The sequence below is a fragment of the Mageeibacillus indolicus UPII9-5 genome, from assembly GCF_000025225.2.
GTDB classification, from domain to species: Bacteria; Bacillota; Clostridia; order Saccharofermentanales; family Fastidiosipilaceae; genus Mageeibacillus; species Mageeibacillus indolicus.
The window spans coordinates 572,058-595,368 of the sequence record NC_013895.2; the positions used below are offsets into that span (position 1 = coordinate 572,058).

General features: G+C 44.8%; 25 protein-coding genes. 22 read left to right on the top strand and 3 right to left on the bottom strand.

Annotation, left to right across the window (positions count from 1 at the left end):
* Positions 1–123: 123 nt before the first annotated feature.
* Entirely contained in the window at positions 124–849 is a 726-nt protein-coding gene (locus tag HMPREF0868_RS02585; RefSeq protein WP_012993140.1) for an ABC transporter ATP-binding protein, read from the top strand.
* A complete protein-coding gene (locus tag HMPREF0868_RS02590) occupies positions 849–3,089 on the top strand; it encodes an FtsX-like permease family protein (protein ID WP_012993141.1) in 2,241 nt (746 codons plus the stop codon). The genes HMPREF0868_RS02585 and HMPREF0868_RS02590 overlap by 1 nt, the downstream gene beginning before the upstream one ends.
* Positions 3,090–3,245: 156 nt before the next feature.
* Here HMPREF0868_RS02590 and larD read toward each other — a convergent pair whose 3' ends face one another.
* Both larD and larA read right to left on the bottom strand, forming a co-directional pair.
* The gene (larD, locus tag HMPREF0868_RS02595; protein WP_012993142.1) at positions 3,246–3,953 is read right to left on the bottom strand and encodes a D/L-lactic acid transporter LarD; all 708 of its coding nucleotides are present in this window, start codon (positions 3,951–3,953) and stop codon (positions 3,246–3,248) included.
* Between the two features lie 120 nt (positions 3,954–4,073).
* A complete protein-coding gene (larA, locus tag HMPREF0868_RS02600; protein WP_012993143.1) occupies positions 4,074–5,351 on the bottom strand; it encodes a nickel-dependent lactate racemase in 1,278 nt (425 codons plus the stop codon).
* A gap of 203 nt (positions 5,352–5,554) precedes the next feature.
* Between larA and HMPREF0868_RS02605 the strand changes: the two genes are divergently transcribed.
* The 18 genes from HMPREF0868_RS02605 to HMPREF0868_RS02690 all read left to right on the top strand — a co-directional run bounded on the left by HMPREF0868_RS02605 (position 5,555) and on the right by HMPREF0868_RS02690 (position 19,977).
* Positions 5,555–6,208 (top strand): Crp/Fnr family transcriptional regulator, encoded by a 654-nt coding sequence (locus tag HMPREF0868_RS02605; RefSeq protein WP_012993144.1) that lies wholly within the window; start codon positions 5,555–5,557, stop codon positions 6,206–6,208.
* Between the two features lie 61 nt (positions 6,209–6,269).
* Entirely contained in the window at positions 6,270–6,620 is a 351-nt protein-coding gene (locus tag HMPREF0868_RS02610; RefSeq protein WP_012993145.1) for a sigma factor-like helix-turn-helix DNA-binding protein, read from the top strand.
* Between the two features lie 210 nt (positions 6,621–6,830).
* Complete coding sequence (gene ffh, locus HMPREF0868_RS02615; RefSeq protein WP_012993146.1) at positions 6,831–8,189, top strand: signal recognition particle protein; 1,359 nt, start codon at positions 6,831–6,833, stop codon at positions 8,187–8,189.
* A 38-nt stretch (positions 8,190–8,227) separates the two neighbouring features.
* A complete protein-coding gene (rpsP, locus tag HMPREF0868_RS02620; RefSeq protein ID WP_012993147.1) occupies positions 8,228–8,473 on the top strand; it encodes a 30S ribosomal protein S16 in 246 nt (81 codons plus the stop codon).
* Positions 8,470–8,721, top strand: coding sequence for a KH domain-containing protein (locus HMPREF0868_RS02625; RefSeq protein WP_012993148.1), 252 nt, complete (start codon positions 8,470–8,472; stop codon positions 8,719–8,721). Before rpsP ends, HMPREF0868_RS02625 begins: the two co-directional genes overlap by 4 nt.
* Positions 8,722–8,728: 7 nt before the next feature.
* Positions 8,729–9,307, top strand: a complete 579-nt coding sequence (gene rimM, locus HMPREF0868_RS07840; RefSeq protein ID WP_012993149.1) for a ribosome maturation factor RimM — start codon at positions 8,729–8,731, stop codon at positions 9,305–9,307.
* An 11-nt stretch (positions 9,308–9,318) separates the two neighbouring features.
* A complete protein-coding gene (trmD, locus tag HMPREF0868_RS02635; RefSeq protein WP_012993150.1) occupies positions 9,319–10,068 on the top strand; it encodes a tRNA (guanosine(37)-N1)-methyltransferase TrmD in 750 nt (249 codons plus the stop codon).
* A gap of 106 nt (positions 10,069–10,174) precedes the next feature.
* A complete protein-coding gene (rplS, locus tag HMPREF0868_RS02640; protein ID WP_012993151.1) occupies positions 10,175–10,528 on the top strand; it encodes a 50S ribosomal protein L19 in 354 nt (117 codons plus the stop codon).
* Positions 10,529–10,657: 129 nt separating this feature from the next.
* Positions 10,658–11,500, top strand: coding sequence for a ribosome biogenesis GTPase YlqF (ylqF, locus tag HMPREF0868_RS02645; RefSeq protein WP_012993152.1), 843 nt, complete (start codon positions 10,658–10,660; stop codon positions 11,498–11,500).
* 105 nt (positions 11,501–11,605) lie between these two features.
* On the top strand, positions 11,606–12,292 hold the full coding sequence (locus HMPREF0868_RS02650) for a ribonuclease HII (RefSeq protein WP_012993153.1): 687 nt from the start codon (positions 11,606–11,608) through the stop codon (positions 12,290–12,292).
* Positions 12,293–12,297: 5 nt separating this feature from the next.
* Complete coding sequence (locus HMPREF0868_RS02655) at positions 12,298–12,804, top strand: YraN family protein (RefSeq protein ID WP_157667965.1); 507 nt, start codon at positions 12,298–12,300, stop codon at positions 12,802–12,804.
* Positions 12,805–12,971: 167 nt separating this feature from the next.
* Positions 12,972–13,727 (top strand): GntR family transcriptional regulator, encoded by a 756-nt coding sequence (locus HMPREF0868_RS07845; RefSeq protein WP_012993155.1) that lies wholly within the window; start codon positions 12,972–12,974, stop codon positions 13,725–13,727.
* Positions 13,728–13,751: 24 nt separating this feature from the next.
* Positions 13,752–14,915 carry a cysteine desulfurase family protein gene (locus tag HMPREF0868_RS02665; RefSeq protein WP_012993156.1) on the top strand — a complete coding sequence of 388 codons (1,164 nt, stop codon included), beginning with the start codon at positions 13,752–13,754 and terminating at the stop codon, positions 14,913–14,915.
* Between the two features lie 100 nt (positions 14,916–15,015).
* Positions 15,016–16,191, top strand: coding sequence for a tRNA uracil 4-sulfurtransferase ThiI (gene thiI / locus HMPREF0868_RS02670; protein ID WP_012993157.1), 1,176 nt, complete (start codon positions 15,016–15,018; stop codon positions 16,189–16,191).
* A 34-nt stretch (positions 16,192–16,225) separates the two neighbouring features.
* Positions 16,226–17,527 carry a replication-associated recombination protein A gene (locus HMPREF0868_RS02675; RefSeq protein ID WP_012993158.1) on the top strand — a complete coding sequence of 434 codons (1,302 nt, stop codon included), beginning with the start codon at positions 16,226–16,228 and terminating at the stop codon, positions 17,525–17,527.
* Positions 17,520–18,671: a cysteine desulfurase family protein gene (locus HMPREF0868_RS02680; RefSeq protein WP_012993159.1), complete on the top strand. Its 1,152-nt coding sequence runs from the start codon at positions 17,520–17,522 to the stop codon at positions 18,669–18,671. Before HMPREF0868_RS02675 ends, HMPREF0868_RS02680 begins: the two co-directional genes overlap by 8 nt.
* Before the next feature lie 21 nt (positions 18,672–18,692).
* Positions 18,693–19,331, top strand: a complete 639-nt coding sequence (locus HMPREF0868_RS02685; RefSeq protein ID WP_012993160.1) for an SGNH/GDSL hydrolase family protein — start codon at positions 18,693–18,695, stop codon at positions 19,329–19,331.
* Positions 19,332–19,605: 274 nt separating this feature from the next.
* Entirely contained in the window at positions 19,606–19,977 is a 372-nt protein-coding gene (locus HMPREF0868_RS02690; RefSeq protein WP_012993161.1) for a helix-turn-helix transcriptional regulator, read from the top strand.
* 73 nt (positions 19,978–20,050) lie between these two features.
* On the opposite strand, the gene HMPREF0868_RS02695 is transcribed toward HMPREF0868_RS02690, so the two are convergent.
* Entirely contained in the window at positions 20,051–21,034 is a 984-nt protein-coding gene (locus tag HMPREF0868_RS02695; RefSeq protein WP_012993162.1) for an RluA family pseudouridine synthase, read from the bottom strand.
* 183 nt (positions 21,035–21,217) lie between these two features.
* On the opposite strand from HMPREF0868_RS02695, the gene HMPREF0868_RS02700 reads away from it, so the two are divergent.
* Positions 21,218–21,907 (top strand): 5'-methylthioadenosine/adenosylhomocysteine nucleosidase, encoded by a 690-nt coding sequence (locus HMPREF0868_RS02700; protein ID WP_012993163.1) that lies wholly within the window; start codon positions 21,218–21,220, stop codon positions 21,905–21,907.
* A 280-nt stretch (positions 21,908–22,187) separates the two neighbouring features.
* Positions 22,188–23,243, top strand: a complete 1,056-nt coding sequence (locus tag HMPREF0868_RS02705; RefSeq protein ID WP_012993164.1) for an NAD(P)-dependent alcohol dehydrogenase — start codon at positions 22,188–22,190, stop codon at positions 23,241–23,243.
* Positions 23,244–23,311 lie beyond the last annotated feature (68 nt).

The following is a 23,311-nucleotide window of genomic DNA, read 5'->3' on the forward strand; positions in this document are numbered from 1 at the left end:
TTAAGATAGGAAGTAGAGTTATTTAAAATAATTTGTAGTATAATTAGAGTAATATAACTTATTCGCATCTCAACCTAAATTTGCATTTAAAACCGTGTCTGAATACACATACATCTATTGGCCATGCTTCAAGCTTATCAAGTAGGGTTAAACGTGATAAAAATAAGCAATTTGCACAAATCATATGGTCGGCAATCTGCTAAGATTGAGGTGCTTAAAGGCATTGATCTGGCAGTCCCGGATGGGAAAATTCTCTGCGTCCTAGGTCCATCCGGTTCGGGAAAATCAACTCTGCTAAATATTTTGGGCGGCATTGAAACGATTGATGCAGGTGAAGTTGAGATGGACAATACTAAATTAAACAAACTTAGCAAACGAGAGTTGGAACTTTATCGGCGACATAGCCTAGGCTTTATTTTTCAGTTTTACAATTTAATCAGTAACCTGAATGTTATGGAAAATATCGAAGTAGGCAAATTTTTGGCTCGGGAGCCACTGGAAACAAACACTTTGTTGGAGGAGCTTGGCTTAACCGAACACAAGTACAAATATCCCAATCAAATTTCTGGCGGTCAAGCACAGCGCACTTCTATCGGTCGGGCAATCATCAAACGCCCTAAACTGCTGATTTGCGATGAGCCAACGGGGGCTTTGGACTACGCCAGTGCCAAAGACGTTTTGATGTTGATCGAAAAATTAAATTGTATTTATGGAACGACTGTGGTCATTGCGACGCACAACGTACAGATTGCAAAAATGTGTGATCTAGTTTTGAGTTTGCACAGTGGCGAAGTCAAAGAATTTTGGGAAAATAACGCAAAAATTAAGGCAAAGGATGTGACGTGGTAATGTTTAATCCGATTAATAAGCGTATTTATCGTCAGGTAAAACTTTATCCGGGCAAAGTCCTGATGGTATTTATGGCAATAGTTTTCCTAGTCGTTTTTGCGTCCTCATTTTTCACGGCCCAAGATTCGGCCAAACATCTGTATTACCGACAGCTGAGTGACGGCAAGGTGGAAGACGGAGAATTTACTGTTTTAGATAAACTTACGGATGTCGCACGTGAGCGGCTGCGGTCCGAAAATATTACACTGTATGAGAATTTTTATCGTGAAGTAAATTTGCCGGACAATAAGTGTTTGCGTGTTTTTATAAATCGCCAAGGTATTAATGAAGCACAAATACTGAACGGTCGATTGGCGGAGGCGGCTGACGAAATTGCTGTTGACGGGAACTATGCTCGCGCCAATGGCCTGGTTTTGGGCGATGAAATCAAAACTGAAGGTGGAGTGTTTAAGCTGGTAGGGACAGTTTCAATACCTGATTATTCATCGGTGTTGAAAAGGCGTGCTGATTTGGTCATGGATACCGGTTATTTTGGGCTGGGCTTTGTTAGTCGGGATGGCTGGGCCGCTTTGAAGGGTGGGTTGTTGAAATATGTTTACGCTTATCATACTGCAATTAAGTTGGATAAGTACGCTGCCGCGGACAAACTGAAATCCGTTGTCCAGGAAGTGAGCAAGGACAATTTGGTATTGGATGCCGTAACACGTTATGACAATAAATGTATTACATATTTGATGGATGATATGGATGGTGATGTCCCTACGATTATGTTGACCATCATAATCCTTTTTGTGGCAATTGCTTTCATCAGTGCGGTTCAAATCAAGAGCTTAGTTGAAGAGGAGGCTCCGGTCATCGGAACATTATTGGCTATGGGCTACACTCGACGTGAATTGACGCTTAATTACATGGCTATGCCGGTGGGGGTAGCAGTGGCGGCGGCTGTTATCGGTAACCTGCTGGCCTATGGTTATCTATATCATGTTTATGTAGACCTATACTACCAAAGCTTTAATTTGCCAAATTTTGAAGCGCGACTTACCGCTCGATCCTTTCTGCTGACAACTTTAATACCTACGGTTATCTACTTGGTGATCAACTTCGCTGTCATTTGGCACAGCCTTCGTTTCTCTCCATTGGCATTTTTGCGCCGCAATTTACACAAATATTCATACAAGTCGTGGTTTAGCCTCCGGCACCGGGCATTTTTGAGCAAGGTAAGATTGCGCATGTTGTTTGATAATAAACTGAACCTTGCGGCTTTGCTGATCGGTATATTTATTGCCGATTTGCTCCTGATGTATGGCTTGGCTGCTCGTCCAGGCTTCGATTTTTACACAAAAAGCATGCAAGAGGATATGAAATATAACTATGCAACTTTAGTGAGGCAGCCGGAGTTGCATGTTGAGGCAGAACAGGCCACTTGGGTCACTGCAGAAATGACGAAGTTTGAGAATCGCAAAATTTCTTTATACGGGGTCGGGGAAAACAGCCGTTACGCGCTCGAAGGTTACAAGGATTTAGCAATGAATGAAGCGATTGCGTCCGACGGACTGCTCAAAAGATTCCGACTTTCTCCCGGAGATAAATTATCTATTAGAGAACCGTACAATAATAAGATAGTTGTTTTAACGTTGAAACGGGCCGAACCGCATACAATTGCCTTGCAGCTGGTACTGCGTCAAGTAGATCTGAACCGGATTTTAGGCGTTCAACCGAATTATTTTAATACCTATTTTTCCGATAAAAAACTGTCTGTTGATCCTGAAAATTTGGTGACACAGATTGATCGCAATGAAATGGCAAAATTTATGGAACATTTTATGAATTCGTTCGGCATAGCTTTTGATATGATTAAGGTTATCGGCGTTGTCTTTTTTCTGATCATCACGTTAATTATTTCCGGGGTGATTATTGATAAAGCGCGGCAAAACCTGGCCTATCTTAAAATTTTTGGCTTTAGTAACGCGGAAATTGCCGGCATTTATATTTATCCGGTTCTGGTGTTGTTGATTATATACCAAATTTTATTGTTCCCGTTCCTGCGCATGGCGGTAAGAAAAATTATTTATTTCTCCATGATCAAACTTGATGCTTATATAGATGTTCCAATTCCTTTTAATGTGATTTTTACGGTAATTGGCTTGAGCGTCGGGGTGTTTTTTATGGTACAGCTTGTGCAAAACCTGCATTTGCGGCGGATAAATATGGTGGAGTCATTAAAAACGCTTAACGGCTGAGCTTAAAAGTGGGAAATACAAAACCCTGCTCCGACACGCGGCGGCAGGGTTTCGTAGAAATAAATATTGAAGGGCGTTGCTCAAAAAGTGAACACGCAAAGCAGAGTAATAGAAAGGAAATGGCAGCAATAACAGCAACTGCATCCCTAAATAAGATTACATTCCTAAATAGAATTTAGCGAATAGCGCAGCGCAGGCGGCTCCGACATAAGGCGCGATCCCCGGAATCAGTAATCCGTATTGCCAATCATTGTTGGTACGATTTTTGATCGGCACCAAGGAATAAGCTAAACGCGGTCCTAAGTCTCGTGCCGGATTCATAGCAAACCCGGTCGGACCGCCGAGGCCCATACCTATAGCCCAAACTAACAAACCGACGGCAATCGGTATGTAAACGGCTGCATTCTTTACGATGGCAAAAATGCTGCTTAAGAAAACAAAGGTGGCAAATGCTTCGACGAAAAAGTTACGCGGCAGATTGCGAATATTTGGATTGGTCGAAAAAATATTCCGAACCCGAATCGGATCTATATCGCCCGAAGCATCGAAATGATCTTTGTACATCACATAAACAATCAAAGCACCGAAGACGCCACCTGCCATTTCGGCAATGACATACGGTACAAAGTACGCCCAAGGAATGAGACCGAGAATCGCTTGCGCCAAGGCCATAGCCGGGTTTATACATACGTCACCGAAAATAATTAAGGCGATGGTTATGCCGAACCCCCACGTCGTAATGGCGAAAAGGTGACCGCTTCCTTGATACTTTGTTTTGTTCAGGACTTCATCACAATGGACACCTACGCCGAAAACAATCATCAAAGCAGTTCCTAAGAATTCCGCTATTAATTTTGAAAACATCTGCAGACTCCTTTATATACAAAATATTTAAAATAAATTATTTGAACCAAATTGTACAGGATAAAGCATTAAAATAAATCAATTATTTTACGCTTATTTTACGCTGCTATCACTCTCGTACTATTGCTCTACGATTACGCCGAGGCCGTCAGGAATAACGGCAACTTTGGCATCATCGCCCATGATCTTAAAGGCCTTATCCAAGGCTTCGGCAACATTCACCGCCGGCTCCATGTGCAGAGCAGTTACGAGCTTAGGATCAACTTTGTCGGAAACCAAAATAACGTGGTATTTGGAAAGAATACGGGCGAAAATTTGGCTTGTCCATTGGTCGGGAACGGTGTCCAGCCGTGGCGTATTGATGGCTTTTTCCAAAAACTCTTTGGCTTCTTTTACATCGGCAATATTGTGGTAGAAACCTTCACCACCGTGTCCGTCGCCGCAAGCCGCTACAGATATAATTACGCCGCCCTCGTGTACGGTGGCTTCAGCGGCAGTCATTCCTTTAACGGCCTGATAAATATTCTGATCCAAGGGTGCGCCGCCATTGGTGGTTACGGCGATATCGCAGGGGATACGCTTGACGCTAGCTAACTGACGCACAAAATTGCAGCCGGATTTATGAGCTTTATCCAAATCACCGGCAAAAGAACCGATGATTTCGTGCTTGCCGTTTAAAACAACATTGACGATAAAAACTAGATTAGCTTTTCGTGCGGCATATAGCATATCTTCGTGGATCAGATTGTGGTCGATTATACCGGTACGTGAATGGCAGTCATCGATAAATTCACCGCTGTGATTAGCCATTATTGTTTTATATGAAGCCACACCCGGGAGGACAGCTTTACGTCCACCGGAGAAACCGGCAAAGAAATGTGCTTCAATAAATCCTTCCGCGATGAGCAAATCGGCTTCGGCTGCAACCTTGTTGATGATACAGGCGCCACCGCTGGGTAAAGTACCTATTTTTACCATCGAGCTGTCATCTGTAGAAACGTGCATTACGATTTCCTCGTGATCAACAATTTCAATTCCATATTTGTTGATCAATTCTTCACGCGTGCTGGGGCGGTGAAAGCCGGTAGCGACTAATATTCTTATCCGAGCAGTCGGATTGCTCTTACGTATGTGGCGCAAAATAATCGGCATGATTATTTTTGACGGAACAGGCCTTGTGTGATCGGAACTTATAATAACGATATCCTTTTTGCCTTTGGCCAAAGTTTCCAAAGTTTCAGAGCCAATCGGATTATTTAAAGAATCTTCAACGATTTCTTCCTGCGGCTTGGGTGGGACATAACCTGTCTGGCGACCTTCCAATTTACCGGCAAAATTGTTTTCCGGCACAGCCACTTCCATAGTGGTATGATCATACGGCACATTAATTTTAATCATATAAATTCCCCTTTATGAATAAATTAGGTTTCATAATTCCCGGGTTCATATCCGGTCATACTTCATGTTGAACCTTAGTGCGACTTCGTATCGCAACTTGACCTAAATTTAGCACGAAAAATAATTGCCGGTTAGCTCAAAAAATGCTAACATTTGTTAATAACGCATGTGCGCGAAAACTATGACTGAGAGAAAGATTTCCCATGAAAAGTGAATATCTGATAAACTTTCTGAATGAAAAAAATATTCCCCTTGTTACCAAGAAACGAAAAACGTATATAACTTATGCCGGTTTTGATCAGCAATATACCTATGTGTTGAAAGACGGCATTATCAAGATAAGCATAACTCAACAAGACGGGCGAAATTTCAATATAGATTATATACAGGGACCAGATATAGTGTCGATCATGCGCGATGAAGTTAGTGCATTTACTGCTTCTCCGTTCACCATTAGAGTTGAGTCAGAGATGGCAAGCTTTTATACAGTGCCGCGCGTTCTTTTTTGGCAATATGTAAACAATGACCGACACTTGCAGGCTTATATAAAAGAGTATTATCGGCGCAATTTATCGCGTTCCCTGCGTCGGGCCCAATTGATGATTATGAACGGTAAAACGGGAGCAGTTTGTGCGTTTATATATGATTTGGTACAAAATTTCGGGCATCGGGTGGCGCAAGGTTATTTGGTTGATTTCCAAGTTACCAATGAGGATATAGGCGGTTTTTGCGGCATCTCAACCTCGAACTCGGTCAATAGGATATTGCATAAATTGAAGGAAGAACAGGTCATTGAAATGGATAATCAAAAAATTCTGGTCAAAGATCCTGACTATATCAAGCAGTTCGTTCTCTGATAAGCAGTTCACTGCTCGTCAACCAAAAAGCTTGACAGGTTCGCCATAGCTGCTATAATTAATGAGCATGGAATTTGACGCCTTATTAAAAAAAGATTTGACGGTCACCTCGCTGTTTGATTTTTACGGCGAACTTTTGCCGCCCGAAACCAAAGAGATCTTGCACCTCAAGTATGAAGAAGATTTTTCATACAGCGAGATAGCCGAGCATTTGTCTATATCGCGTCAAGCGGTACATTTACGCCTACAGCGGGCAGTGCAAAAACTTTGGGAGTGTGAAACCGCTTTACACGGCATACAGCGTTGGCAAGAACGCCAAGCTAAGTATATGGCGGCGGAACGCGCATTGCAGGCGGCTGATTACGAGGAGACACGCCGAATTTTGCGTGAGTTGGAAGCAACGGATGCGTAAGCGAAGCGATTGGCTCAGGCAAGCGACAGTCCGATAGAACGAGACAGACATAGCCATAGACTTAGAATTAACTTTGCTATGTGTAGTCCGTAGTTGTAAACAGGCACACCGTGGCCTGATGTAGATGGATATTATTTAACTGAACTTTCAGGAATATGCGATCGCGATCAGCGAAAGCATTTTCTCACATGAGGAGCGTATTAGGAGCGTATGGCAATTTTTGCAAGCCTATCTGACAAGTTGCAGGCGATAACCGCCAAAATAGGACGACAATCTCGCATTACCGAAGCTGATTTAAAGACGATGATGCGCGAAATACGCTTGGCACTTTTGGAAGCCGATGTCAATTATCAAGTGGTGAAAAATCTTATAGCTGAGATAAGCGAAGCGGCTAAAGGCGAAGCGGTAATGCAAAGCCTTACTCCAGGACAACAAATTGTTAAAATCGTCCATGAGTCACTAATTGAACTTCTCAGCGTTGGTGAAACGAAGCTCAAAGTCAATCCTTCCGGCTTCACCGTGATAATGTTGTACGGCTTGCAAGGTTCCGGTAAAACAACTACGGCGGCCAAATTGGGCAAAATCCTGAAAAGCCGTGGCAAAAAACCGCTAGTTACTTCGGTAGACACACATCGGCCGGCCGCAGCCGAACAGCTGAACATTCTATGCGACAAGATTCAGGTACCGTGCTACATAAATCCGCCGGAAAAACATGCGGCTAAGATTGCCCGGGAAGCGGTCGAACGCGCCAAATATTTGCTTTGCGACACGTTAATTGTCGATACGGCTGGGCGGATGACGATTGATGAAGAACTGATGCAGGAACTTAAAGAACTGGAAAACACGGTAAAACCGGACGAACGGCTGCTGATCGTAGATTCTATGATCGGGCAGGAAGCGGTCAATATAGCTCTGGAATTTGAACGACAAATCGGCCTTGACGGTTTCATCATGACCAAACTGGATGGTGATGCTAGAGGCGGTGCAGCTCTTTCAATAAGCAAAATGACTGAAAAACCGATCAAATTCATCTGTACAGGCGAAAAAACGGATGCAATCGAAGAATTCCATCCTGATCGTCTGGCCTCCCGCATTTTGGGAATGGGTGATGTCCTGACATTGATTGAAAATGCTACCCGAAACATCGATCAGGATTCGGTTGATAAAATGCTGGGACGTTTACAGCAAAATAAATTTTCCCTGCAGGATATGTTGGACCAGCTCTTGCAAGTCAAAAAGATGGGAAGCGTAAAAGACATTATCGGAATGTTGCCGGGGATTAAGCCGGGACAGCTCGATGATAAAAATATCGATGATAAGGTCATCGATCGTAACATTGCCATTATCAGGTCCATGACCAAAAAAGAAAGGGCCAATGTCAATCTGCTGAATGCCTCACGCCGTAAGCGTATTGCTCGGGGCTCTGGCACAACGGTGCAGGAAGTAAATAGAATAGTAAAACAATTTGAAGAAACACAGAAAGTTATGAAACAATTTGGTGGATTCAACGGTAAAAAGCGTAGTCTGAGTCGGCTTATGCAGATGGGACGGGGCGGATTCCCTTTTTAACGTAGAATATATATTTTTTTAAATAGCCGGAGGTTAATATGGCAGTAAAAATTAGATTAAAAAGAATCGGTGCAAAGAAAACACCGCATTATCGTGTTGTTGTTGCAGATTCACGCTATCCGCGCGATGGCCGTTTCATCGAAGAAATTGGCATCTACAATCCTTTGATGGATCCCGCTGAAGTGAGAATCAATGTCGAAGCTGCACAAAAATGGTTGAAAAACGGTGCCCAACCTACCGATACCGTACGCGCTTTGCTTAAGAAAACTGGAGCTATCCAATGAGTACGGATATTTCCGAGCTCCAGGAGCTTTTGCTGTTCCTCTGCCGTTCATTGGTACTTGACACAGAGGCCGTGCAAGTAAAAATTGACGAACAAGGTAACACGGTTGCCATGAAAGTAACCTGTTCACCTGACGATATGGGCCGTTTGATTGGCCGCGGTGGCCGGAGAGCTCAAGCAATACGGGTTCTGATGAAAGCTAAAGCTTCTCAGGTCGATCGTCGTGTGGTAATTGATTTTGTCGACTGAGGTGAAAATGGACTCGCGTGGAAATGAAGCTTTACTGAAGGAAAAATCCAGCAAGGCTCGTGTTTTGCGCGAGTTTTTGCTTACGGCACAGTTGACTGCTCCGCACGGCATTTACGGCGATATGAAGTATCGCATCCTTGGTGACGGCAATTTATCGGCCGACGGCGATGCCATACTCTATCTTTTAGATCGCGACGAAAAAATGATCAGAAAAGTGACGACCGTTTGGCGCGGCCAAGGTAAGACGGCTACCGTACATCTCAGCCAAGTAGATTCGCGAGAGGCGGCTGATGCTTTGCGCATGTGCTATTTAGCCAAAAAGCGGTCGGAAACCCCGCCTTTGCCCGCGGGCAGATACTATGTTTGTGACCTGATTGGCTGTGTCGTCATGGATGAAACCGGAAATATTTTGGGCCATCTGAAAGATATTTTGCAAAACACGGCTCAGGATGTGTATGTCGTGCAACGACCACGGCAAAAGGATCTGCTGTTCCCACTTGCGCCATCTACGTTGCAGGATGTTGACTTGTCCCGAGGAATTATAAAAGTAAAGCTACCGCCCGGCCTTTTGGAAATATATTCATAACAGGTAAGATTATGAAGTTTACGGTTATTACTTTATTCCCCGAAATGATCCGGCAAAACTTAGCCACCAGTGTTACCGGTCGAGCTTGGCAAAAGGGCTTGTTTGAAATTGAAACAATTCAGCTGCGTGATTTTGCCGACAACAGTTATGGACGAGTCGATGACAGTTTGGCCGGCGGCGGAACCGGAATGCTCATACAATGCGAACCGGTGCAGCGCTGCCTCGACAGTTTGACGTACGCTGCTTTGCCCGCCGAACGTAAGCTTATTTACCTTTCGCCCAAGGGCAAAGTTTTCAATCAAGCCTTGGCAAAGGAACTGGCCGGCTTGAAAGAAATCGTCTTACTTTGCGGTCATTATGAAGGAATAGATGACCGGGTTTTGACTGCGAATGACATTGCGGAAGTTTCTTTGGGCGATTATGTTTTGACGGCTGGCGAATATGGGGCCTGCATCATAATTGATGCGGTGGCGCGAATGCTGGAAGGTGTTTTGCCGAACCAAGATGCATTTAGTGATGAGTCGCATTTTTCTGGTTATTTGGAACAAAAACAATATACGAAACCAGCTGTTTGGCGCGGCAAAAAAATCCCGGCAGTCTTGCTTGGCGGCAATCATCGCGAGATTGATAAGTGGCAGAGGCTGTCTGCCTTGAGCGAAACCGCGATTAAACGTCCCGATCTGTTTGACAGTTTGAAACTGTCGGCCCAAGAATATGCTGATTTGGCAAAATTCATGGCGGAAATAACTCTTGAATTGTAACCACCAAAATGGTATAATGTTCGGGCTGTTGTGTGACAGCTGAGTACGAACGGTCCGCTGCGGGTTGCGTGCATGAACGTTCTGGGAAGAGAGGAGGAACGCAATAATGGATTTAGTAAAAGCTGTAGAAGCAGCTCAAATGAAAGACGGTTACAAAAACATCGAAGTAGGTGATTACGTAAAGTTGCACCTTAAGATTAAAGAAGGTAACCGCGAACGTATCCAAGTATTTGAAGGTACGGTAATTGCGCGCAAAGGCCAAGGCTTGAGCGAAACAATTACAGTTCGCCGTTTGTCATACGGCGTAGGTGTAGAACGTATTTTGCCTGTTCATTCGCCTAAGATTGAAAAAATTGAACTTGTACGTAAAGGTCTGGTTCGCCGTGCCAAGCTTTATTATCTGCGGAGCAGAACCGGTAAAGCGGCTAAGATTAAAGAAAAATTATCAAATCGCAAGTAATTCAAAAGCCGCCTTTGATGGCGGCTTTTCCATATAGCTGGCGAACGAATTTTGAACAAATTTTGGTCCAGCTGTCTGCATTAATTTTCCATGTAATTTACAAAATATTAGTTAACGAGGAAGGTGGCTATGGCAGAAGTTAATTGGTATCCGGGTCATATGACTAAAGCGATGCGCGATATCAAAGCAAAATTAAAACTGGTCGATTTGGTTATTGAATTGGCCGATGCGAGAATACCGGCTTCCAGTCGCAATCCCGAGCTGAATAAGCTTTTGCTAAATAAACCGCGGCTTTTGGTGCTTTCCAAAAAAGACTTGGCTGATCCGACATGGACAGAGCGTTGGCTTAACAAATATCAGACCGAATCGCTTGCAGCGGCGGCCTTCAACTTGGCTACCATTAAGGGAATGAACGATTTGGCGCAAAAATGCCGTGAACTGGTGGCGGACAAGCTGCGTCGGGCTGAAGACAAGGGGCGGAGCGGCAGACCGGTTAGGGCGATGGTTTTGGGTATTCCGAACACCGGTAAATCAACCTTGATTAATAGCTTAGCCGGACGCAAGGCCGTCGTTACCGGTGATCGCCCCGGCGTGACCCGAGCTTTGCAGTGGGTGCGTACCGGAGATCTTGAATTAATGGATGTTCCGGGTGTGCTGTGGCCCAAAATAACAAGTGCGCACGCTCAACTAGTCCTAGCGGCCACTGGGGCCGTCAAAGATCAAGTCTTCGATGTAGAAGATATCGCAGCGAGAATGATTGAATGCTTGGCTGAGCTTTATCCGCTACCGCTCATGGAAAGGCTAAAACTCACCGACTTAGACCAGCCGGTGTGGCAGCTTTATGAGGAAGGGGCACGCAATCGCGGTTGTTTGCAGTCTGGTGGCAAACTTAATACCCTGCGTTTTGCTACGCTGTTTTTGGATGAATTGCGCAGCGGCAAAATGGGGAAAATTACTTTAGATAGGTTTTAAAGTTTAGGCAGGACTTAAAGTTTAGGCGGGATTTTGTTCCGTTTGTAGATTTTTGTCGCTTCTAAAAATATTTTTTTCAGCTAAACTCGCGGTGGAGGTATGAATATGACTGATTTATTTATTCCGGTTATTCCGGCAGCAAAAAATGATGCGGATCACGCCAAAGCTTCGCCTGAGGCTGAGCTTAAGCTGCAATACGAGAAAATGCTGAAATTTGAAGAACAAGCGGCACAACAAGGCTTCACCTGTATTGCAGGAACGGATGAGGCTGGGCGCGGGCCGGTGGCAGGACCGATTTTTGCCGCAGCGGTAGTTATTGACCCGCGACGACCGCTTTACGGGGTAAATGATTCTAAAAAACTTTCGCCCAAGCGACGTGAGGAACTTTTTAATATTATTTGCGAACGTGCCGCCGCCTATTCGATTGCTATGGTAACTGCTAAGGTAATTGACCAAATTGGTATCGGCCCGGCTAACGATTTGGTCCTCAAACAAGCCGTCGGCAGGATGAGCATCAAGGCCGACTACGTATTGGTCGACTACTTTAAGCTGAAAGACTATGCGATTCCATATTTGGCTATTACTAAGGGCGACAGTCTGTCGGCCTCAATTGCGGCGGCATCTATTTTGGCTAAAGTGTCACGGGATCGTTATATGGTGCAACAAGACAAAATCTATCCCCAATATGGTTTTGCAGCGCACAAAGGCTATGGAACCGCCGCTCATCGTCAGGCGATAAAGGAATACGGCCTTTGCCCGGAACATCGGCGCAGCTTTTTGACCAAATGGTAAGGCTAGTGCAAGAATATAATACCGACTTTGCGCTTTATCCTATGTTTAGGCCGAATATTTCAACGAGCCTAATGGCTTGCTACTACAATTGGTGGTTGGTAGGCAACTGTCCGATCAAATGGTGGGACAAACATGTACTAGGTACTATGGGTGAGCGAATAATTGCTAAGTGGCTTGGCCACTGTGGTTTTGTTTTACTAGACCATAATTTAAGACTCGCTCATGGTGAAATCGATCTTGGTGTTAAACGCAATGAACTATATAGCGCAGTTGAAGTTCGTACTCGTTTGGACAGCCGGAGCAGTTTTTCGGATGACTGTTCAAAGTTGTTCCCGCCGCTCAAATTAAGTCGATGCCTGACGGCAGGAAAGTTATGGGCGAGCCGGTATAACAGCGAATTGCACAGCTTGCTGGCTGTAGCTTGTATAGTCGAGCCGGAAAATGCATTTCGCGCCGCTATTGCCATAACAGCCTTTGACTGGCTTAACGGTGAACACGCCGTGCTTAACTGATATCCTCCGCAGAGGGTGGCAGGCAGTTGACAGCTGACCGGCACCTATGCGCAACGGATGTTCGGCTTGTTTTGCGTAGGGTGTATTCTTCAACATTTGAAGGATTATTTGCTGCGTAATTGTTTAGTGCTAAGATGTATATACATCATGTTTAATTTGGAGGGCACATGGAAAAGTTGGATAAGCGCAGCAGTGTGCCGTTATATGCACAACTCAAAGAATTGCTGCAAAGGCGCATAGCCGATGCCGTCTACAGCCCTGGTGAAAAAATCCCCACCGAGCTTAAATTGTGTGAAGAGTTGGATTTGTCACGCCCTACAGTTCGCCAAGCAGTTGCGGAACTGGTGGCGGAAGGAAAACTTTATATTATTAAAGGCCGCGGGACATTTGTTACGGCAACGCCGGAATTACAAGTCATCCGTAACTACAATTCCATGGCTTTTTCAGCTTTCCGTCCACCGTTAACCGGAACAAGGCACTTTATAGACTATCGACATTTGAAGCGAATCTCGGTAGATGTGACAGCCGGATTTGGCAAAAACACGACAATTTTGCAGCAAGGCGTCTATGAGATAATTTGGTTGGATGAGTCTGAAGAAGGCAAGCCATTGGTGTACGGCAAAGCCTATATCCCGGCTGTGATATACCCTAATCTGTTGTCCCGTTTAACCAGTGACAAAGAAAGTAAAAGCGCGGTTTTATGGGACGTTCGCTCGGTAGGCACGAAAGCTCAGGCTGTATTGGCGGTTCGACCGGCTTTAACAGATGAAGCACGGTATCTTGATATTACAAAAGCCTTTCCGGTTCTTACACATAATGCTAAGATATATAACCGTACCGGTGCAGTTTGCGAGCTGGTGGAGGCAATAATGCCGACAGATCGTTGTGCACTTATGCTTGATTTAATCAACATGAATAATTGAATCAACAGGATAAATCGAGGGGGAATGAACTTGTATTTTGATCAGACTGCGTCAACTTTACCTTTGCCGGAAATTTTAGATCTATACCTTAGTTTATCGAAATCGACTTATGCCAACCCTGCCGCTATACACAGATTGGGCTATGAGGCTGAACAGGTTATCAAACAGGCTCGCAAAGACATAGCGGAGGTGTTGCGGTGTCGTCCGGAAAATTTGTTGTTTACTTCATGCGCGACTGAATCAATAAATACCGCACTGCGCGGGGTAATCGCCGCTCATCCTCACGGCGGGCGTGATATTATTACTTGGGATATTGAACATAAAGCTACACTCAAGACCTGTGCCTACCTGGCTCAAAAAGGATACAATGTGCGCTACTTGGCAACGACAGGGGATTTGCTGCCTGATTTGAAGGAACTGCGAACGGCGTTGAGCCGGGAAACCGCTTTGATAAGCATTTCACTGGTTAATAATGAACTAGGGTCACATCCTGATATAGCCGCAATTGTTAAGCTGCGAGACAGCTTGGCTCCCCAGGCGATAATTCATATTGATGCGGTACAAGGTTGGACAAAGCTTCCATTTTATCCACTGCAGACCGGCGTAGACTTGGCCTCTTTTTCCGGGCACAAAATATATGCGCCAAAAGGTATTGGCCTCCTCTACATAAGAAAAGGCTTGAGGATAGACCCGCTGATTCTAGGTGGTGGCCAACAAAACGGCTTGCGCAGCGGAACGGAAAATCCGGTACTATGTGCTTGCCTGGCTAGGGCAGCTCAAATACAGACCAAATCCATGGCGACTAATTTTGCCTATGTGCAGGACTTGCACAATTTTTTGGTCGACGGACTTAATCGCGCCGGCCTCGGTTGTTGCCCGAATTTGCCGGCCAAATATTCGCCATATATATTGAATGTGTCGTTCCCGGGCGTTAATCCCGAGACTTTAGCCCATGCTCTGGCGGATAAAGAAATCTATGTAGCAACGCATTCTGCCTGCAGCTCGTCTGATAACCGTAGTCACGTTCTTGACGCGTTGCCGATTGATGAGGCACGCAAGACCTCGGCATTGCGTATAAGTTTGGCACCCGATCATGAAAAAAGTGATCTTACTGCTTTGATCGATGCCTTACGGGAAATCGTACCGAAATTACGGGTAAAATCGCAGGATAGCACATTACAACGATAACTTATCATGTGCATCATTATGACAGCTGAAAGTAAATATAAACTATATTATATAAAATCAACAACGATATAAATAGACCAATGGAGAGATGGAGATCTAAATGAAGAACGAACAAATCCTGGCCCGTTTAGGGGAGATAGCGTTAAAAGGCTTGAATCGAGGCAAATTCGAACAGCGGCTGATGGCCAATCTGAAACGTCGGCTGAACAAAATCGGTGATTTCAAGGTCAAGCAAAGTCAGTCGAGAATTTGGATTGTGCCAGAGAATGAATTTGCCGATTGTGACTTGGCCTTAAAAACAGTAACTGAAGTGTTCGGTTTGGTTTCAGCTAGCAAGGTCCGAGCTTATCCGGCGACCTTAGAAGCTTTGCTGCCGGCTGCGAAAGACTATATGAACGATTATTTGAATGGCAAAGGCAATTTAAGCTTTAAAGTGGAGAGTAAGCGTGGTCTTAAGTCTTTCCCCATGACGTCACCAGAAATTTCAGCGCATTTGGGGGGATATTTGTTGGATAACTTCCCCCAGTTATCGGTTGATGTTCATAATCCGGATTTCATACTTTATGTTGACATCCGTGATGAGCTTTGTTTATACACAGATATCGTTCCCGGGGTTAAGGGCTTGCCGATTGGAACTTCGGGCAAGGGCTTGCTTTTACTTTCAGGCGGCATAGACAGTCCGGTTGCCGGATACATGATGGCCAGCCGCGGGATGGAATTGGAAGCTATTTACTTCCATACTTATCCTTACACGAGTGATCGGGCCAAACAAAAAGTTATTGATTTAGCTGAGATATTGACGGATTATTGTGGACGACTGAAACTCCATATTGTCGATTTTACTGATATTCAGCTGGCGATCAGGGACAATGCTCCGCAAGATATGATGACGATAGTCATGCGGCGTATAATGATGCGAATTGCTGAACAGGTGGCTGTTAAAAATCAAGCGCGTTGCCTTATTACCGGCGAAAGTCTGGGACAGGTGGCCAGTCAAACCCTTGAAGCCTTGTGTACTACAGATGTTGTGGTGAATATGCCCATATTCAGGCCGTTGATAGGCACCGACAAAGATGACACGGTTAACATTTCCAAACGAATTGGAGCATTTGATACTTCAATTTTGCCTTATGAAGATTGCTGTACGGTGTTCGTTGCCCGTCATCCGCGTACGAGGCCGTCGATTAAAGTAGCTGTTGCGGCGGAAGCAAAACTCGATATTGACGCTTTGGTCGCTGAAGGTGTGAATAAAATAACTACCTTGGAACTTAACTGATACGGCGACAAAGCTGGCCGAAAGGGAGGTTTTTATGCGGCAAGAACCGCTTGCTTACAGAATGGCCCCAGCATCCGTTGAGCAGTACGTCGGACAGTCGCATCTGCTTGCTCCGGGCAAATTGTTACGCCGGATGATTGATGGCGATAAATTAAGCTCAATAATTTTGTTCGGCCCGCCCGGAACCGGCAAATCTTCGTTAGCTAAAGTTATTGCTGCGACGACCAAACTTCCATTTAAACGCCTAAATGCTGTAACTGCCGGGGTCACCGACATAAAGCAAATTATTGCTGACGCCGCCAATCCTTTGCTCACGCCGGAAGGACAGGTAATCCTCTTTATAGATGAGATTCATCGTTTCAATAAACTTCAACAAGACGCATTGCTACCGTCAGTGGAGGCCGGCTTGGTAATCTTGATCGGCGCAACCACGGAAAATCCGTATTTTGAGGTTAATAAGGCTCTGATATCGCGTGCCACGGTATTTCAACTGTTTCCGCTTTCCGAGACGGATATCTTGACTATCTTGCGGCGATCACTCACATCTGAACGTGGGCTAGCGGCGTGGCAGGCTGAGGTTGAAGAAACGGCTTTGCAGTTTATTGCCAACCACTGCAACGGGGATGCCAGAATTGCGCTCAACGCCTTGGAATTGGCGGTTTGCTCGACTCAGCCGGATGCCGCTGGAACTTTGCACGTAACTGTCAATGATGTGGCTGAATCAATGCAACGCCGCAGCACCGCCTTTGACGCGACGGGGGAAGGGCATTATGACACGATATCCGCTTTAATTAAATCAATGCGCGGCAGTGACCCTGATGCTACGGCATATTATCTTGCCTTGGCACTTCATGGCGGTGAAGATATTGAATTTTTGGCTAGACGCCTGGTGATCTGTGCGGCAGAAGATGTCGGACTTGCTAATCCTTCCGTGCTCACGGTAGCTGTGTCGGCTTATCAGGCTGCGGTTGCGGTAGGTATGCCGGAAGCGCGAATACCGTTGGCTGAGGCAGCTTTGCTGATCGCCACTTCACCTAAATCAAACACAGCTTACGCAGCTATAAACGCAGCATTGAAATGTGTAGAAAATGAACGTACAGGCATTATTCCCATGCATTTGCGTAACGCCCCGATAAAAGATATGACTAAGCTCGGCTACAGCCAAGGTTATCTATATCCGCATGATTTCCCCGGAGGATATGTGGAACAGCAGTATCTGCCGGATGAGTTAAAAAACCGCATTTTTTATGAACCGGGAAATAACGGCTATGAAGGAAAAAACATCCGCCCTATAATAAATACGAGACGAAGCGGTAAGGAGGCGCAAAATGAATAATAAGACGATATATTTTGATTATGCGGCTACAACGCCGATGCGAGCAGAAGTATTGGAAGAAGTAAACCGCGTGCAGTCAAAAATCTACGGAAATCCGTCTTCGGTTCACGCACTCGGCCGCGCGGCTCGCAATGAACTCGATTTGGCTAGGATAAGGGTTGCGGCGTGTCTTAATTGTCCTTCAGCCGAAATATTTTTTACCTCGGGCGGAACGGAGTCAGATAATTGGGCTATCAAAGGGGTTGCTAAAGCAAATGCTTATAAGGGTAAACATATAATAACCTCGGCAGTTGAACATCATGCGGTTTTGCATACTTGCCGTGCTTTAGCCAAAGAAGGATTTAAAATAACTTATTTGCCGGTCGATGCCTATGGAATGGTGGATCCCGGAAAACTAGAAGCGGCGATAAATGCCGAGACGATTTTGGTATCCGTTATGACGGCCAACAATGAAGTCGGGACCTTGCAGCCGATTGCTGAGATAGGCGAAATATGCCGTAAACACGGCGTGATTTTTCATACTGATGCCGTGCAGGCTGCCGGAACCCAAAGTATCGATGTCGAGAGAGATGCGATTGATCTTTGTTCGTTGAGCGGACACAAGATTTACGGCCCTAAAGGGGTTGGTTGCTTATATGTGCGCCGAGGGATAAAGATTAAAAATTTGTTGGATGGCGGTGGGCAGGAACGCACTAAACGGGCTGGAACCGAAAATCTACCGGCTATTGTCGGCATGGCGCGTGCGCTGGAACTGGCGGAAGCGGAACGAATGGAGGCTAATGCCAGGTTAAGCGCATTACAGTCAAAGTTCATCCGTCAGGTGAGTGAAGCGGTGCCGGGAGCGGTTTTGCGCGGACATCCGACTGAGCGACTGCCGAATAATATAAATTTCACTTTTGCCGGTACGGACGGAGAAGCACTTTTGTTAATGTTGGACGGTCTGGGATATTGTTGCTCGGCCGGATCGGCTTGCACGGCAGGATCGCTTGAGGCAAGTCACGTTTTGCTGGCCATGGGAATTGAAGAACAAACGGCACGCAGCTCTTTGCGCATCAGTATCGGCAAGTATACTACCGAGGAAGAGTTAAATGGCTTGGCCGAAGCCTTGCAAGCGATCATCAAGCGTTTGCAGGAGATGAAATAATTCGAAACATAAGGAGAAACAATGCCTGAATTAGATGAAACCAAACCTTTGATTTGCGGCAATGGCTCGCATATCATTGTTGCGGTGGGTGACAGTATAACTTACGGTTATGGAGTGGCTGAGGAAAGAGATATCGCTTCATATCCGGCCCAACTAGTTGAATTTTTGGGTGACGATTTTCGTAGTGTTAATTTCGGAATTTGCGGAGCTACTGCGTTGGCGCGGAGCGATCGTCCATACACGGCGACGCAGTTTTATCGGGACTCTTTGAATGCACCAGGCGACTTACTTTTATTTATGTTAGGAACAAATGACTCGAAAGGTTTGTGCTGGCATCCAGGCGCATTTAGGTATGAATATAAACGTTTGCTGGAACAATATATCGCGGCCGTGCCAACTCGTAAGGTGGTATTAATGTTGCCGCCTAAAGTTTTTCTAACGGTTAAAGATAAGTTTTGTTGTAATGATTTCATTATAAAATATGAAATCCCTCATATTGTTAATTCCATCGCCGCGGAGCTTTCATTACCGGTGATTGACCTATATAGCTTAACTGAGAATCGTCCGGATTGGTTCCCCGATGCTGTCCATCCTAATGTTGTGGGTAACAAAGCTATTGCCGAATACATAGGGGAAAATTTGCGGGCTAAAGGAATATAACTGGACGTAGCAGCACTTACGTAGTAGCACTGACATAGTTGCACTGGACGTAGCAGCACTGTGTATCGCAAACGGAGTTGCAAATGGACCGCAAACGGAGCCGCAAATTCGCAATAAATTGCACTACCCATGCCACCATAAATGGCTTAACAAATATATTTTAATTTAGAAATTAAAATAATTTTAACGATTTTAAAAGAAATTTATTCATTTATGGTTGCGCTTGGCTAACTAATTTGTTATCATAAAACAAATTGGTTGTGAGGTGAATAATATGCCTGAAAATGAAGGCGTGAAAGGCTCAGCATCGCGGCGGCTGAACGATGAAGAATTGCTGCAGGCAATAAAATTATATTTACATGATAATTATGCCCAACAATTAAACATGAAAAAAATGGCTGAACATTTTAAAGTAAGCGTATATCGTCTGCAAAATGTTTTTGCTAAAGTTGAGTCGGGTTCCATACATTCCTACATTAAAAATTACCGCTTGAAAATGGCAGCGGGATTTTTGACCGATACCGGTCTGCCAATTGGCGAAATAGCACGACGTATCGGATATGAGAGCCATAGCAAGTTCGCTAGGGCTTTTTGCCAATACAGCGGTTTTTCACCTTTAAAATTTCGCAAGCTCAACCGGAAGTGACGGAAAATTTCCTGTGCTTTACTTCACTTCAACGTTGTTGCATCATGTTTTTATGCTTGATATATGATATATTCTATAATCCACTGACTGTATAATCTGGAGAAATTTTGAAGGTGCGCCGTTTCAATTCAGTCAATCCGGCCGGTAAGTCGTTGCCGAACATTAAAGTGGTGGCAAATAACTGCTGCTTATTTAGTTTACCGCCGTGCTTATTTTTGAACTGTGAGTTGAACTCGTTACGACCATATTTGCCGTCACCTAGAATCGGGTGACCAATGTGAGCTAGATGGGCTCTTATTTGGTGCGTACGGCCAGTGACCAACTCGACCTCAAGCTCGGATATTGGTTCGCCATCTGCGGCTAATGCCGTAAAAATATGTAAAACTCGATAGCGGGTACAGATCGGCAAATCATCGGCTTGCTGTTCATCATGAATGAAAACCTCGTCCGAATTGGCCGGCTTTTCCCAGAACGCATTCAATTCATGCATGGAATCTCCGTCGCTGATATACACATCTCGACCTATATCTGGAATACCACGTACTAAGCAGCGATAACGTTTAATAACTTGTTGTTCTGCCAAGGCCTCATTTATTTTGCCCAAAGTAACTTTATTTTTGGCAACAAGAACAAGGCCACCGGTGTTACGGTCAAGGCGGTGACACAGTGTAAGATTTTCATCATTATAATCTGCCCGTAACTTTTCGATTAAGGTGCTGTGCGGTGGGGTATTTTTGCCGGGGTGAACAGTCAGTCCCTGCGGCTTATTGATTAAAATTATATTTTTATCTTCATACACCACCGTATAAGATGGAAGCTGATTTTTACGATCCGTATTATCGGAAGCCTGCGCTAATACTTCATCTTTAACATAAATTCGTAATGTCTGGCCAGCTTCTGCCGTAACATCGTTTTTTAGCCGTTTACCGTCAAGCATTAGATCTTTGTTACGTAAAGCCTTTTGAAAAATATAGGCCGGAACGGTTGGATACAGTGTTGTCAATATCCGAACGACTTTTTTCCCGGATTGTTCGTTATTTATAATAAATTCTCTCATTTTTACCTCTCCGACTGGTCTCCCAGCACTGCATAGCTTTAAAAATACAGATAGCGTAAAATTTCGGCAGATCTATATCAGAATAAGTATAAAGTAAAAAACTTTTTTTGCCTACAGGCTTGCAAGCTTATTTCTTGAGGTGATACGATAAAAGCAAAATTTTTTATAGATGTGAGGGATACAATGATCGCAATAATTGGTGCAATGCAAGAAGAAGTTACGGCTTTACGTGAATTGATGACTGATGTCACCGAAAAAACTACTCCAATAAGTGAAGTGCTACTAGGAAAACTTGCCGGACAGGAAGTAATTGTTGCTCAGAGCGGTATCGGAAAAGTGCAGGCGGCTTTGCAGGCGGCTTATTTGCTCAGTAACTATGAGATTGAGGGTATTGTCAATATTGGTTCGGCCGGCGGTTTGCGAGCTGACGAGGAAGTTGGCGATATTGTAGTCGGCACTTCCACTACATATTATGACTTGCTGTTCGATTCGGCTCATCCGAGAAAGGGACTTGAGCCTTATACCTTTACAACGGATGCCAGCTGGCTCAAATGCATGGTTAAGGTTTTGTCTGATTTGAACCTCCCTTATCGCCAAGGCGAAATTGTAACCGGGGATCAATTTATTTCGACAGATGAGCAGCTCAAAACTATACTTAGCCGTTGCCCGGAGGCGATAGCGGTAGAGATGGAGGGCTGTGCCATAGCTCAGGTCGCAGCGGCATGGAAAAAGCCTTCAATAATTATTCGTTCATTGTCAGATATAACGGTGCGGGAAGGTAATGAAACCGATTTCCAAAAATATCTGGTTAAGGCTTCCAAAAATTCGGCCAAGGCTTGTCGGCGTTTTATAGAGGAACTTGCTAAATTTTAAAAAGCGTAAAAAGGCATAATAAAGCATAAGCTTTAATAGTGACTAATCCGGACGTGCATCCGCATTGACGTGCTCATATAAGGATTCTTCGGCAACGTTTTTCTTCAAGAGAACAAACGGGAATGGTTCCTGTTTACTGTCTATATGACAAGAAAATAAAATTTAATGCCGCTAAAAATGACGATTTTTTACAATTAAACCCGTTTCTTAACTTCAGTAAATGATATACTACTAGCAGAAACAATATTAAAGCGTTGTTTTATTTGAAAGGAGACAAATTATGAAGGGTTTTGCGATGTTACGTATCGGTGAGATTGGCTGGATTGAGAAGGAACGTCCGGCTTGCGGTCCGTTGGACGCTATCGTCAAACCGTTGGCTCTTTCCCCCTGTACATCTGATGTACATACCGTATGGGAAGGCGCAATCGGCGAGCGGGAGAACATGATCTTAGGTCATGAAGGCTGCGGTGTTGTAGCTGAAGTAGGTTCATTGGTAAAAGATTTTAAGGTAGGCGATCGGGTAATGGTAGCTGCTATTACACCTGATTGGAACTCCTTGCAGGCGCAAGCTGGTTTCCCGATGCATTCGGGCGGAATGCTTGCCGGTTGGAAATTCTCCAACTTCAAAGACGGTGTTTTCGGTGAATATTTCCATGTGAATGACGCTGACGGTAACTTGGCTCTTCTGCCTGATTCGATTTCCCCAGCTGAAGCCTGTATGCTTTCAGATATGGTTCCGACCGGCTTCCACGGTGTAGAACTGGCTGACGTACAATTCGGTGATACCGTTTTGGTTATAGGTATCGGACCTGTAGGTCTGATGTCAGTCGCCGGTGCTAACTTGCGCGGTGCTTCAAGAATTATCGTTGTCGGTACTCGTCCTAATTGTATTGCTGCCGCTAAAGGTTATGGCGCAACTGATGTTATCAGCTATAAGGACGGCCCGATTGATGAACAAGTATTGGCAATGACTCACGGCCAAGGTGTTGATAAAGTCGTTATTGCCGGCGGTGATTGCACCACATTCGAACCTGCTGTTAAGGCTTTGAAACCGGGCGGGAAGATCGGTAACGTCAACTATCTCGGCGAAGGTACCTATATTAATATTCCGCGTGTTGAATGGGGCGTTGGTATGGGACACAAACAAATCAACGGCGGCCTGATGCCCGGCGGACGTCTCCGTTTGGAAAAACTTTCTAGCTTGGTAGCTTGCGGCAAATTGGATGTTAAGCCTTTGCTGACTCACCGCTTCCAAGGCTTCGAGCATGTTGAAGATGCTTTGATGCTGATGAAGAACAAACCAGCTGATTTGATTAAGCCGGTAGTTGTTCTGTAAACATAAGTGTTGTAAATTAAGGAGGACGGGTTTCTACTCGTCCTCTTTTAATTTGCGAAGAAAAAGAT